Raw genomic sequence first — 12,965 nt, forward strand, 5'->3', positions numbered from 1 at the left:
GCAGGTAAAGGCCCATCATGTCGCTTCAGGAACCAGACGAACAGGAAGAAAAACCGCTCGATCCGGTGATGGAAAACGTCCGCCGCAAGATGGTTCGCCTGCAGCTCGTCTCGGCCGGTGTCATGTTGGTCATGCTTATGGCCGTGCTGGGCGCGATTGTCTACAAGGTGACGCGCATGGACGACAAGGCGGCCGCACCGCAGGCGGCGGGTCTTGCCGTGCCGAGCGATGCGCCGGTTGCCGCAACCGCCGCGCTCCCAGCCGGGTTCACCGTCGCCAATGTTGCGCTATCCGGCGGCCAGATCCTGTTCTACGGCGCGACATCGGCGGGTGAGCAGAAGGCGATCGTCTTCGATATCGCCGCCGGCCGCATCGTCGCCGATATCGCCGTCAAGACCAACTGAGCCACCATGGCGGCCCCGCTCCAGCGCATCACGGATCGTGACGACGAGCGGATCGCCGGCTTCGTCTCGATCCGCGAGCGCGACCTGACGGGGCGCGAAGGGCGCTTTATCGCCGAGGGGACCGTGGTGCTGCGCATGCTCGCCGCCGCCCATCGGGCTACGCTAGAGAGACGAGTGCTGCACCTTGCTCCCCCTTCTCCCCTGCGGGGAGAAGATGCCCGAAGGGCAGATGAGGGGGTATTTCCGCAAATTTCGAGCCAGCCGGCCCCCTCATCCGGCGCTGCGCGCCACCTTCTCCCCGCGGGGGAGAAGGGAAACCCAGCCGCATCTTTGGATGTCGCGGTTGAACGCGGCGCAGGGCAGGGCATCATCGCGGAAGCGATCCTGCTGCTTGAAAACAGGGTCGAGGGATTGCGGCCGCTTCTGTCGGAGTTTCCCGACGACATACCCGTCTATGTTGCCGACGGAGCGGTGTTCGATGCCATCGCCGGCTTCAACATGCACCGCGGCGTTTTGGCGCTCGGCCGTCGCGCGGGCATGCCGTCGATGGAGGCGCTTGTCGCCGGCCTTCCGCCGAAAAGCCTTGTACTCGCGGCTTGCGGCATCTCAAATCATGACAATATCGGTTCGATGTTCCGCAACGCCGCCGCTTTCGGTGTCGATGCCATCCTGCTCGACGAAACCTGCTGTGACCCGATGTATCGCAAGGCGATCCGCGTTTCCGTCGGTTCGGTGCTGTCGGTGCCCTTCAGCCGCGAAGGTTCCATCAGTGCAATGCTGGAGCGGCTGCAAGGCGAGGGCTTTGCCGTCTGTGGTCTTTCGCCGCGCGGTGAGGTGGCGCTTGCCGATATCCCGCCATCGCCGCGCACGGCGCTTCTGATGGGCACGGAAGGCGAGGGGCTGCCCGCCGCGATCCTGTCGTCTATCCGCACGGCGCGCATCAACCAGCGGCCGGGGCTGGACAGCCTCAACGTCGCGACGGCGACCGGCATCGCGCTGCATCAGGTGGCGACGATCAACGGGTTTGTCTGATCAGGCTTTGGGCGGCATCAGCGCGGAAGCGCGTGCTGCAAGGCTCACGCGATCGCCTTCCGCATCGGCCGGCGCCTTGTCGAGGATCGCATGGATCGGAGACGCCGCGCCCTCGCGCGCGGCAGTGAGCGCCACCACGCTTGCGGCGATATCGGCGATCTCTTCCCGCAGCGCCGCATCGTGGGCAGTGCTCTGCACGGTGGCAAGCCGTTCGGAAAGGGCCGATACGCGGTTGCGCTCGTGCTCGAAGGAGAGGTTCGGAGCAACATCCGTCGCCGCTGCAGTGGCGGTGATCTCGACAGCGGGCGCGGGCTTGCGTTCCTTGCGGGGCGCGCCATTCGTGCCGGCTGCGCGGGCAGCCTTCAGGGCATCGCGCAATTCGTTGTTGTTGTCCTTCAGCTTCTGTTTCAGCCGGTCGATCTCTGAGGCACGGCGGTCGAGGAAGGAATCCTTGTCGGCATTGGCGGCGATTTCGCGCGACAGCTTCTGCTCGATCTGCCGAAGCTTGGTTTCGTCGCGCGAGAGACGCAACTCGAATTCGCGGGCTCTGGCGCCTTCCGTGCGGGCTTCCTCGCGGGCGATATCACGCTCGTCGCGCAGACCGGTCATGCGGCTTTTCAGGTTCTCGGCCTCGGCATTGCGGGCGGCAAGATCGATCTTCAGGTTGTCGATTTCCATGGAGAGCGTGTTGATCTGGCGCGACAGCGCGTAGATTTCCGCCTTTTTGGCATCGTCGTCCTTTTCGGTGACGGCCAGCGAATTGGTCAGCCGGTCGATGCTTTGCTCCAGACGGCGCACCTGCGAGCGGAAATTGCCTGCCTCGACATTTATCGTCTCGATCTGGGCGTGAAGGTCGGCGTTCTCGCCGGAAAGACGCTGCATGTCGCGGATGACGGCCTCTTTCTCCAGCATCAGCGCCACGGTCTTGTCGCGCTCGCGCTTCAGCATCTGCTCGGTGCGGGCGTTTTCGGCGGCATAGCCGGCACGGGCGGCGTCCTTCTGGGCGCGCACCTCCTGCGGCGACAGCGGCATGGTGGCCTTCAGCCGGTCTTCGGCAAAGCGGATGATGCGCTTATAGACGATCGGCGCCACCAGTACGCCCAGCATGACAGCTGTCAGGAAGCCCAGGGAAAACAGAAGCAGAAACTCGATCACAGGCGGCCATTCTGTTGGGACGGCGTCTTGGTGCCCGTCCGATGCGGTGGTCTCATGGTTCGGCCGCGCTGCAGTGGCTGCAGCGACGGCCGGGTTGTTCTATCAGGATATCATGAATTTTATCGCACCCAAGCCTTTCCGCCGAAAGCCTCGGGATCGCGCGATCAGAAGGGGTTCCAGGTCGGCTGCTGTGTCAGCTTGAGATAGCCGACATTGATGCCGAGGCGGGCGCCGAGACCGGTGCGGATCGGCACGATGACGATGTTGTCGTCGGTCACCACCGTCATGCCGAAGCCCGCCACCACATAGGCCGAGCCCGAAACGCCGCCGAAACGCTTGTAGAGCGTGGGCACCGACGGCAGGTTATAGACCAGCATCATCGTGCGGCTGCCCTGTCCGCCCCAGTCGAGGCCGAGGGAAGGGCCTTGCCAGAACACGTCGTGCTGGCCGGCATTCTTGGTATAGAGATCGCCTTCGCCATAGGTCAGGCCGGCGATGAAAGCGCCGGAGCCTTCCTGGCCGAGGATATAGCCGTTCGGCAGGCCGTAATTCTGGAAGGCGCGCTCGACCACTTTCGCCAGCCCGCCGGAGGTCGAGCCGAAGAAGCCGTGGCCGGCATCGACGATTTCCTGCATCGTATACTGGTTGCCGCCGGCGGACTGCGCCTGGGCGGAAGCAAGGCATCCCAGAAGGGTGAAAACGGTGACGGCGAGACCGAGGCAGGCTGCCTTGGCGAGCTTTATCATCGGCTGCATTTTATCCTCCGTGCGGGGGCCGGGCGGTGGTCCGTCATGGGTCGAGCCGCGCGGTTCATTGCCTGCAATTTGAACCGATCGTCTTAACAATCGGTTTACCAAATGTGGTGTCATTATGAACTTCGAAAAACGCTGATCCGGGTCCGCGCAACCTTCGTGTTGTAGGGAGGCCGGATATCCATGTTCGACCGCCGGCTTCATGGGCGGGCCGGGCGAGGCACTTGAGGAAAAGACAATGGTAAAGAACCTGACGCTGACCGGCCCCGATCTGGCCGCGCTTCTCTGCAGCCGCGTCTGCCACGACATCATCTCGCCGGTCGGTGCGATCAACAACGGCCTGGAGCTGCTCGATGAGGGCGGCGCCGATGCCGACGCCATGGACCTGATCCGCACCAGCGCGCTCAATGCCTCGGTGCGCCTGAAGTTCGCCCGTCTCGCCTTCGGCGCCTCCGGCTCGGTCGGCGCCTCGATCGATACCGGCGAGGCCGAAAAGGCCGCCCGCGATTTCGCCTCTGTCGAAAAGAAGACCGAAGTCACCTGGACCGGCCCCCGTGTCATCATCCCGAAGAACCGGGTCAAGCTGCTGCTCAACCTGTTCCTCATCGCCTATGGCGCGATCCCGCGCGGCGGCTCGATCGACGTAATCCTCGAAAACCCGGAATACGATGCCGTCTTCAAGCTCATCGCCAAGGGCCGGATGATGCGGGTGCCGCCGAAGCTGGTGGAACTGCTGGCCGGCACGATGGAAGAAGCCGTCGACGCCCATACGATCCAGCCTTACTATACCGTTCTTCTCGCAGACGAATCCGGCATGGAGATCGAGATTGCCTCGACGCCGGAAGAGATCGTGTTCAGTGCCCGCACGGTCGCCAAGGAGGCCTGAAGGGTAATCGGATAGGGCAAATTTTCGTTCCCGCGGTAACTGATTGTTTGCCAAAGCCAAGCTACAGTTGCTGCTAATGAAGTTTCTCCCGTCAAGGGTTAAACAGGGAGCCGAACGATGCAACGCTTGATGATTGCCGATGATTCCGACGTCGTAAGGAAGGTCGGAAAGCGGATTCTTTCCGGCATGGGATTCCTTGTTTCGGAGGCCGCCAATGGTCTTGAAGCGCTCGTGCGCTGCGAAGCCGAGCTGCCTAATATCATCATCGTCGATGCCGGGCTCGATGGCGCGCTGGAACTCATCGGCAATATCCGTCGTCTGCCGGAGGGCAAGTCCGTGCGCATCTATTATTGCGTGGTCGAGGCAGATTTGAAGAAGATGATGGCCGGAAAACGCGCCGGTGCCGACGATTTCCTGTTGAAGCCGTTCGATCGCAAGATCCTGACGAGCGTCTTTGCCGGTCTTTCGATCGCCGCTTAAATTTCGAAGGTAAGTTTTCAAAAAAGGCACATGCTCATTTTTGAGGCATGTGCCTTTTTCATTTTCGCGGCGCTTCCCAGGGGTAGGAATTCCCCCATCCGCTTCCGTTGCATTTCAAAACAAAAAAAAGCCTGCCGAAACCGACAGGCTTTATGTTCTTCATGAACAGCAGGGCGGCCGCCATGCGGGGAGCGACCGCGTGCCTCCTAAATCAGGCGCTTTCGGCGAAATCGCCGTCGGGCTCGCGCAGCACGTAGCCGCGGCCCCAAACCGTTTCGATATAGTTCGCGCCGCCGGCGGCGTTGGCCAGCTTCTTGCGCAGCTTGCAGATGAAGACGTCGATGATCTTCAGTTCCGGCTCGTCCATGCCGCCATAAAGGTGGTTGAGGAACATTTCCTTGGTGAGCGTCGTGCCCTTGCGCAGCGAAAGCAGCTCGAGCATCTGGTATTCCTTGCCCGTCAGGTGCACGCGCTGGCCGCCGACTTCGACGGTCTTGGCGTCGAGGTTGACGATCAGTTCGCCGGTCGAGATAACCGACTGGGCATGGCCCTTGGAGCGGCGCACGATGGCGTGGATGCGGGCGACCAGTTCGTCCTTGTGGAACGGCTTGGTCATGTAGTCGTCTGCGCCGAAGCCGAGACCGCGCACCTTGTCCTCGATGCCGGCCATGCCGGAGAGTATGAGGATCGGCGTCTTGACCTTGGACAGGCGCAGCGTCCGCAGAACCTCGTAACCGGACATGTCCGGGAGGTTCAGGTCGAGCAGAATGATGTCGTAGTCGTAGAGCTTGCCGAGATCGACGCCCTCTTCACCGAGATCGGTGGTGTAAACGTTAAAACTTTCCGACTTGAGCATCAATTCGATGCTCTGCGCTGTCGCGCTGTCGTCTTCAATCAGTAGAACCCGCATAATTGTCCCCTTTTCCGCCGCCGCAAGGTAAGTTTTTGGCCCCCTGACGCGATACGGATCCAGTCGTTGCCTGATTTGGAGGCTGCCAGCAAATGGTTAACAAATTCTGATTCACTCTGGCAAGAGCACGGAATTTGTTAAATATTTTTAGCAGCCCTCTGTTTTTCCTCGGAATTCGTCAGACGTCGTCCTAATGCGATGCATTAAGAACGAGGGCTAACCGACTCCGTCGACTCAATCTCTGCCTCTCCTCGAATTTGAGAAACGGCATTTACCGACCCTTAAATGATCGTCCCTATGATTAATGATGCCCGTAAACGAAAGGTTACCAGCGGTAGGTATTTGTTAAGATCGCTGAAAATTTTTCGTTTCTGACATGGTCCGATCATCCGGTCGGGCCAAAATCGAGTGACCGGGGTCTCGTTATCCACGGAGTATTGCGTATGAAGTCACGTGAGAGCCTTGTGCGCCTGAAGGAATTTCAGGTGAAGGAAAAGCAGCGTCAGTTGAACCAGCTTCAAATGATGATGGCCGAATTCGATCGGATGACCAAGGAATTGGAAAGCCAGATCACGTTCGAGGAAAAGAAGTCCGGGATCACCGATCCGTCGCACTTCGCCTATCCCACCTTCGCAAAGGCCGCCCGCCAGCGCGCCGACAATTTGCAGGTGTCCGTGCGGGAATTGAAGATCCAGCAGGATGCGGCCGAGCTTGCGCTCGAGGAGGTCAAGGCGGAACATGCCAAGGCTGCCGCCCTCGAAGAGCGCGACGGCGGCGTGCGCATGCGCGCCTAAGGCTTTGCCGGCGATGCCCGGCGAGGCTGCGCATCGGAAACGAAAGACCCATCTTACCGCCCAAGGGGGACGGGTAGGATGGGTCTTTCGCGTTCTTCGTTTGGCTGGAAAGGACGGATCAGGTCTGGATCACGTCGTGCCAGTCCGGATGGCGCTCTGCCTGGGCGCGCATGAAGGGGCAGAGCGGAATGATCTTCCAGCCGCCCGTGCGCGCGGCTTCGACCGCATGCAGGGCGAGCGCTTGGGCAATGCCCTTGCCGCGCAGGGCATCCGGCACCAGCGTATGATCGATGATGATCAGGCTCGGCGATGACCGGGAATAGGTCATCTCGCCGGTATGGCCCTCGACGGTGATGCTGTAGCGGCCGCGCGTGCCGTTTTCCTCTTCGATGATGTCCATGGCCCAATTCCTTTGCTGACCTGCCGGCACCATGGCATGCCGGGCAGGGGAGGCGGAAGGGCAAAACAATCGGGCGGCCCTTCTTGCGAGGAGCCGCCCGTCGATATGGTCTTCAAAATTACGCCGGCAGCGGCGATCGGGTTATTCGCAAACGTGTCAGGCTGAAACGTCCGCCGTATGCTAGTGCCGATACTGCTGGATGCGGGTGGTGCGCAGGCCTGCAAGACCATGGTCGGCGATCGAGGACTGCCAGGAAAGGAATTCTTCGACGGTGAGCGTATATCGGTCACAGGCTTCTTCGAGGCTGAGCAGCCCGCCACGGACGGCGGCGACGACTTCCGCCTTGCGGCGGATGACCCAGCGCCGCGTATTGGCAGGCGGCAGGTCGGCAATCGTCAAAGGGCTGCCATCGGGGCCGATGACATATTTCACGCGGGGTCGTATCATTTCGGTCATTGGACTCTCTACACATACTCAAGACCATATGACCGCACGTTACCCCGCCACATTTAACATTTGCCTAAACGGATCGGAACAATTCGCCCACAATTTTACATATTGGGCACGGATTTTCTCGCCTGGGTGGCGCGATTGCGTGGGTGTCGGAATTTTTTCGCGCAAAGATTGAGTGGCGGCCGGGCTTCGCCTGCCGGCGTGAAACAGACAAAGCATCGCAAAACTGCAGGCTTTGACGTCAAGCCATGCAAATTATGTACTTTCGCTTGAATAAAATTTTAGCTATAGGCAGCAGTAAATCGGGCGGGAAGCATAATCGAAATGCTCCGACTGCTCGCAAAGCATTGATATCAGCAGATCTTTCCTCGGTTTCTTCCAACAGCTTCGGTTGTCTTGGGGCTTTGGCGTGTGGTGCGGTCTTTGCTTGCAGCTGGCCCCCAGCCCTTGCGTTCTTGATACGGCCCGCGGCCGGACGATTGGTGACCGATATGAGAGACCCGGAAAAGGTGGTCTTGCAGAATGACGCCCATGCTGATTTTCTTCGCGGCATGAACGGTGTGCCCGTACAGACCGAATATGAAGTCCTGCACCTGATGCGTCAGTGCGCGGCGCAATTCGGGTTCAACCACTTCATGATCGCGCGCTTTCCCCTTGGCGAGCATCAGCGTTTTGCCGAACGGCTGGTGCTGAGCAGCTGGCCCGCCGATCGCGTGCGCCGCTACGATCAGGCGGCGGTTTTCGGGGCGAGCCCGCTGGTGGAGCGCCTGCGCCACACGAAGCTGCCCGTCTTCGATGATACGGCAGGCCTGATGCAGCCGGCAAGCGCCGAGAAGTCCGATCTTTCCTGGGACGGCATGGGCTGGACCTTGGCCGTTCATCTGCACACCACCTATGGCGAATCCTTTATTGCGACGCTTTCGGGTGTCCGCGCAGCGCCCGATCAAAACGAGGCCGCCCTGATCTATGTGGCGCTCGTCGGCTTGTTCGAGCATCTGGAGCGCACCTTCGAAGCGGGAGCTTCGGCGCGCGACAAGCTTTCGGCGCGGGAAATCGAATGCCTACGCTGGGCAGCGGCCGGCAAGAGCAGCGACGAGATCGCCATCATCCTCGGCATCTCCGTCTATACCGTCAGCAGCTATTTCAAGACGGCGACGAGAAAGCTCGATGCCGTCAACCGCATGCAGGCGATCGCGCGCGCCATGCGGCTGAAGCTGATCTGAAAGCCGGCGGCTCGGCAGGGTTTGCCGGGCTTTGCGGCTGCCGCTCTTGTCGCAGCATGCGAGACTTTCTATATGAGCGGCACATCGCAGGCCCAAAGGCTGAAATGCGGGAACAGGCGCTAGCGGCGCCTTTCGCATTTTGCCGTTCGCCTCAATCAGGGTAGAGTGCTGCCAGCCCAAGCCCGTACCTCGAACGCCGGATCGATTGCCTTGAACAGTCTCGATTTTGATCGCAAGCCAGAAGACACGCGTGTCGTCGTTGCCATGTCCGGCGGTGTCGACAGTTCCGTCGTTGCCGGCATCCTCAAGCGCGAGGGCTATGATGTCCTCGGCATCACGCTGCAGCTTTACGATCACGGCGCTGCCGTCCACCGCGCCGGCTCCTGCTGCGCCGGCCAGGATATCGACGATGCGCGCCGCGTCTGCGAAACCCTCGGCATTCCCCACTATGTGCTCGATTACGAACAGCGTTTTCGCGAAACCGTGATCAATCCGTTCGCGGAAAGCTATGTTGCCGGCGAAACGCCGATCCCCTGTGTTGCCTGCAACCAGACGGTCAAGTTCGCCGACCTTTTGGCGACCGCGCGCGATCTCGGCGCGGACGCGCTGGCGACGGGCCATTACATCCGCTCGCGCCCGAACCCGCAGCCCGGCGCACCCGGCCGCCGCGCGCTCTATCGCCCGGCCGATGCGGACCGCGATCAAAGCTATTTTCTGTTCGCCACTACCCAGGAGCAGATCGACTACCTGCGCTTCCCGCTGGGTCACCTGACGAAGGCGGAAACCCGCGAATTGGCAGAGGAGATGGGCCTCGTTGTCGCCAAGAAGGCCGACAGCCAGGACATCTGCTTCGTGCCGCAGGGCAAATATTCCGACATCGTCTCGAAGCTGAAGCCGAATGCGGCGCTGGCCGGCGATATCGTCCATCTCGACGGCCGTGTGCTCGGCACTCACGAAGGTATCCTGCATTACACGATCGGCCAGCGCCGTGGCATCGGCGTCGCCACCGGCGAGCCGCTCTATGTCGTGCATCTCGACGCCCGCTCGCGCCGCGTCATCGTAGGGCCGAAGGAAGCGCTCGAAACCCGCCGCCTTTATCTGCGCGACATCAACTGGCTGGGCGACGGCGCCATCGAAGATGTGGCAAGGGACGGCTTTTCCTGTTTCGCCAAGGTGCGCTCGACCCGCCAGCCCGCCCCGGCCATGCTCCATGCCGACGAAAACGGCATCTATGTCGAGCTGGAGGAAGGTGAAGCGGGCGTTGCTCCCGGCCAGGCTTGCGCGCTCTATTCGGGCGTCGGCGAGGATGCACGTGTCTACGGCGGCGGCTTCATTCTCCGTTCGGAACGCGAGGCGGCGGCGGAAGCAGCGTTGCGCGATCTCCTGACCCGCTCTGCTGCGGCCTGATCTGCGGCTGACGACGGTGTTGTCCACCGGCCGTTTCAAAAGTGCAATTATTTGAAACGGCTCGCTTGACACCGGCATGAACCGCACCTTATAAGCCGCCCGTCTGATGACGACGGCGGTGCTTCCAAGCGCTTCCGTATTGGATGGCGGGGTAGCTCAGGTGGTTAGAGCAGCGGAATCATAATCCGCGTGTCGGGGGTTCGAGTCCCTCTCCCGCTACCAAAGATTTCTGGCGAAACTGTCTCGGTGTATATTACGTGAATTTAGATAAAAAATTCAACGAGTTATCTGACATTCTAGTGTAGCGTGACGCGCGATTTTGCATTTTTGTCACCGGCTTTTTCAGCAGAACTTCTTTCAGCCCTAGCGACTTCGTCATCGATTGCCCCTGGCTGGCATTGCACATAGGTTGGCTCCATTCTGGAGCGAGGGGTATCACGAAATGGATGGCTGGTTGAAGGTCTTAATCGCGGCGGCCTGTGGCGTCGTTATCGCGGCAGGCGGGTACTATGGGATATCGGAGTACCGTCGCGCCTCGGCGCAGGCCGCCAGAGAACTGAATGAGGAGCGGGCACGCAACGAGCTGTTTAGACTGGCTTCGGCCGGTGAAAACGATGTGGCAAGAGTGCGGACGTTTTGCCAGGTCGTCGAAGAGCACAAGGATAGCACCACTTTCAAAGACAACGAGATGACGCCCGGAATTTTGCGCAACTGCCGGTACTTTGGGTTCCTCTAGTCGCTGTAATTTCAGAAGGCCCCCATCGTAAGCGGGCCTTCAAAGGGTCCTCAAACCCGTCTTGAAGGTCATTCTTTTAGGTGGGCAGCTTTGAGAGTGCGCCACGCATACGCCGCAGCCAGACTGGCCACTCCATTACCGGCCGCATCGGATCGGTCCACCCGATCGGCCATCTGTGGCGCGCGGCCGCCTTCTGGACAGACTGACGTTGCCTTCCGGACAGAAAAATAAAATTGAAGAGAGATCGGCCACGCGCTGTTTACCTCGCTCCGAGGTCTGGGCTTCACCCACACAGGCACCGTCCTTAGATTAGGCGAACCCACCGCCGACCGGCAAGTCTGCGGCGGGTCCTAACCAAACCAACACGGACGAGGTGTCAGATGGCTAACGCGAACGTATGCACGTTTCGCGCTTCGAGCAACACGTTGCTCGTTGCTGCGGACGATGTATCCCCCCAGTCTATGTGAAGGCCTTTGTCAAAAGGCAAAAGAATGATGTCGCTGACGCCGAGGCTGTAGCAGAGGCTGCGATGCGACCGACGATGCGGACTGTCGCTGTGAAGACGTCTGAGCAGCAAGCTCGTGCAATGTTGTTCCGGACCCGCGATCTTCTGGTGGGTCAAAGAACGCAAATGGTGAACGCCTTACGTGGCCACCTAGCGGAGCACGGTATCATCGTGGGCAAAGGTTTAGGCAACGTGGAGCGGCGTCGCGACGCTCATTACGTCGGACAATTTGCCTGAGTTGGTACAGACCATGGGACGTCTTTATCTCAATCAGATCGCTCAGTTGCACGAAGAGATTGAGCAGATTGATCGTCGTATCGCCGCGGAAGCAAAACAAAGCGATATCGTTCGACGGCTCCAGAAAGTGCCAGGCATCGGGCCGATCTGCGCGATGGCAATCACTGCCTTCGCGCCGCCTATTGGAGGCATTCCGGAGTGGTCGCGATTTTGCTGCTTGGCTTGGCCTTGTCCCCCGCCAGCATTCGGCTGATTCAGTTCATGAGCCAATGCACCGGAAAGTTCCCCGAGCTGCGAGGAGCGCGACAGATAGGCAAGCTCGAGGCGCTCGAGTGCCAACTCCGCTTCAAGTCTCTGTCTGCGTCGCTTCTGAAGAATAAGTGTAACGATCGTCAGTGTCTGGAGCAGCAGCACGAAAAGCATAGTGCCGATTTCAATCCTGTATCGCCTCCAAGGCGACATTTCGTAGTTCTGGATTTCGGCATTTGCGGGAATAAGATCGGGGTTTATGCCTCAATGCAGGATACGATGCCAATCGACGAGAGGGCCGTCCACTACCAGGCTTGACTGGGGTGCCGAAAAATCGCCCTTGATGACCTGGGCGCCAAGCTTGCCCATCTGTTCGCCGATGGCATGGAAGGTGCCGACATAGCCGCCGACGGCCCCGGTTCCCAGGAATGTACTATAGACGCCATAAACCGGCGCGCCGGACTGGGGGGCGATCAAGGCGGCGGCGTCCCGCGGGACGAAAGTGCGCCCTGCAGAGTCCTCGAAAATCGTCAGAACCAGCAGGATGGTCTGGCGCGGCAACTGGCGCGCCGCCTCCACGAAGCCTTCGATGGTAAGGTCGCTCACATAGCTGACCCGAAGGCCCGCATAGCTGTCTGCGAGCTCCTGCCGGGCAGTGTCCTGCCAGCTTTTGTCGAAGGCCGACGAACCCGTCATGACCACGATGTTTTTCGCATCCGGTTGCAGGGTCATGGCGAGGTCCATCGTCTTGCGGACGTCGAAATGGCTGATAACGCCTTTGGCCGTCGCGGGAAGCGGATTGCGGCGCACGGAACTGTCCGTCACCGCGCCGAACACGACCGGCGTGTCGGCGCCCGCGATGGCCTTGTTCTCGGTCAAGAATTTCAACGCACCCGGTCCGACCGCCATGACGACATCGAACTTGATATCGGCGTATTTCGCCGTGAGATCGGCCACGAGACGCTGGACATGGTCGGCCTGCGGGAAGCGCACGACATCAAGATAATCGCTGTATATCTCGATCGTTGCCGGCATTTCCGCCTGCATGCTCGTGCGTAGACCCTGGGCGACCTCCACGGCCGCCGCCAGGGTGCTGTCGTTTTCGTAGACGACGAGGACGCGCTTGACCGGATCGGAAGCCGACTGGGCAGCGGCGGCCGCGACCCCGGCAAGAGACACGACCAGCAGGATAATCCATTGGAAAATCGCGAGGCGGAAAGTCGCATGATGTGTCTGCAAGGAATGTGTTCCGATACGCAATGTGACTGAATGAAAACTGCACTTAGGTCTGTCGTGATTGCCCCTCGTCGAGCTTATGCGCAATTATGCTACGATAAGATGA

14 protein-coding genes, 1 tRNA gene and 1 pseudogene are annotated in these 12,965 nt (G+C 60.2%); 10 read left to right on the plus strand and 6 right to left on the minus strand.

Annotated features, from left to right (window positions below; genetic code table 11):
• Window positions 1–17: 17 nt before the first annotated feature.
• Window positions 18–404, plus strand: coding sequence for a hypothetical protein (locus ASC86_RS19380; RefSeq protein WP_056324947.1), 387 nt, complete (start codon window positions 18–20; stop codon window positions 402–404).
• A 6-nt stretch (window positions 405–410) separates the two neighbouring features.
• On the plus strand, window positions 411–1,436 hold the full coding sequence (locus tag ASC86_RS19385; RefSeq protein ID WP_244477648.1) for an RNA methyltransferase: 1,026 nt from the start codon (window positions 411–413) through the stop codon (window positions 1,434–1,436).
• On the opposite strand, the gene ASC86_RS19390 is transcribed toward ASC86_RS19385, so the two are convergent.
• Window positions 1,437–2,591 (minus strand): hypothetical protein, encoded by a 1,155-nt coding sequence (locus ASC86_RS19390; protein ID WP_056324948.1) that lies wholly within the window; start codon window positions 2,589–2,591, stop codon window positions 1,437–1,439.
• Window positions 2,592–2,755: 164 nt separating this feature from the next.
• Window positions 2,756–3,346 carry an EipA family protein gene (locus tag ASC86_RS19395; RefSeq protein WP_056324950.1) on the minus strand — a complete coding sequence of 197 codons (591 nt, stop codon included), beginning with the start codon at window positions 3,344–3,346 and terminating at the stop codon, window positions 2,756–2,758.
• A gap of 235 nt (window positions 3,347–3,581) precedes the next feature.
• Between ASC86_RS19395 and ASC86_RS19400 the strand changes: the two genes are divergently transcribed.
• Both ASC86_RS19400 and ASC86_RS19405 read left to right on the plus strand, forming a co-directional pair.
• Window positions 3,582–4,229 carry a histidine phosphotransferase family protein gene (locus ASC86_RS19400; RefSeq protein WP_056324952.1) on the plus strand — a complete coding sequence of 216 codons (648 nt, stop codon included), beginning with the start codon at window positions 3,582–3,584 and terminating at the stop codon, window positions 4,227–4,229.
• A gap of 117 nt (window positions 4,230–4,346) precedes the next feature.
• Entirely contained in the window at window positions 4,347–4,709 is a 363-nt protein-coding gene (locus ASC86_RS19405) for a response regulator (protein ID WP_056324954.1), read from the plus strand.
• A 211-nt stretch (window positions 4,710–4,920) separates the two neighbouring features.
• On the opposite strand, the gene ctrA is transcribed toward ASC86_RS19405, so the two are convergent.
• Window positions 4,921–5,619 (minus strand): cell cycle two-component system response regulator CtrA, encoded by a 699-nt coding sequence (gene ctrA, locus ASC86_RS19410; RefSeq protein ID WP_024270822.1) that lies wholly within the window; start codon window positions 5,617–5,619, stop codon window positions 4,921–4,923.
• 443 nt (window positions 5,620–6,062) lie between these two features.
• On the opposite strand from ctrA, the gene ASC86_RS19415 reads away from it, so the two are divergent.
• Window positions 6,063–6,413 (plus strand): hypothetical protein, encoded by a 351-nt coding sequence (locus ASC86_RS19415; protein WP_056324956.1) that lies wholly within the window; start codon window positions 6,063–6,065, stop codon window positions 6,411–6,413.
• 118 nt (window positions 6,414–6,531) lie between these two features.
• On the opposite strand, the gene ASC86_RS19420 is transcribed toward ASC86_RS19415, so the two are convergent.
• Together ASC86_RS19420 and ASC86_RS19425 are read right to left on the minus strand one after the other, a co-directional pair.
• Window positions 6,532–6,813, minus strand: a complete 282-nt coding sequence (locus ASC86_RS19420; protein WP_056324958.1) for a GNAT family N-acetyltransferase — start codon at window positions 6,811–6,813, stop codon at window positions 6,532–6,534.
• A 180-nt stretch (window positions 6,814–6,993) separates the two neighbouring features.
• The gene (locus ASC86_RS19425) at window positions 6,994–7,269 is read right to left on the minus strand and encodes a DUF1153 domain-containing protein (RefSeq protein WP_056324960.1); all 276 of its coding nucleotides are present in this window, start codon (window positions 7,267–7,269) and stop codon (window positions 6,994–6,996) included.
• Window positions 7,270–7,757: 488 nt separating this feature from the next.
• Between ASC86_RS19425 and ASC86_RS19430 the strand changes: the two genes are divergently transcribed.
• The 5 genes and pseudogenes from ASC86_RS19430 to ASC86_RS25380 form a co-directional block, all read left to right on the plus strand.
• Entirely contained in the window at window positions 7,758–8,489 is a 732-nt protein-coding gene (locus ASC86_RS19430) for a helix-turn-helix transcriptional regulator (RefSeq protein ID WP_056325205.1), read from the plus strand.
• A gap of 210 nt (window positions 8,490–8,699) precedes the next feature.
• Window positions 8,700–9,896: a tRNA 2-thiouridine(34) synthase MnmA gene (mnmA, locus tag ASC86_RS19435; protein ID WP_056324962.1), complete on the plus strand. Its 1,197-nt coding sequence runs from the start codon at window positions 8,700–8,702 to the stop codon at window positions 9,894–9,896.
• A gap of 145 nt (window positions 9,897–10,041) precedes the next feature.
• Window positions 10,042–10,118 (plus strand) — tRNA-Met (locus tag ASC86_RS19440).
• Window positions 10,119–10,338: 220 nt separating this feature from the next.
• Window positions 10,339–10,632: a hypothetical protein gene (locus ASC86_RS19445; RefSeq protein ID WP_056324968.1), complete on the plus strand. Its 294-nt coding sequence runs from the start codon at window positions 10,339–10,341 to the stop codon at window positions 10,630–10,632.
• 448 nt (window positions 10,633–11,080) lie between these two features.
• A pseudogene (locus ASC86_RS25380) lies at window positions 11,081–11,622 on the plus strand (IS110 family transposase); the annotation flags it as partial.
• A 265-nt stretch (window positions 11,623–11,887) separates the two neighbouring features.
• On the opposite strand, the gene ASC86_RS19460 reads toward ASC86_RS25380, so the two are convergent.
• Window positions 11,888–12,862, minus strand: a complete 975-nt coding sequence (locus ASC86_RS19460) for a hypothetical protein (protein WP_056324972.1) — start codon at window positions 12,860–12,862, stop codon at window positions 11,888–11,890.
• Window positions 12,863–12,965: the final 103 nt, after the last annotated feature.

It is taken from the genome of Rhizobium sp. Root1212 (assembly GCF_001424985.1).
Taxonomy (GTDB): domain Bacteria; phylum Pseudomonadota; class Alphaproteobacteria; order Rhizobiales; family Rhizobiaceae; genus Pararhizobium.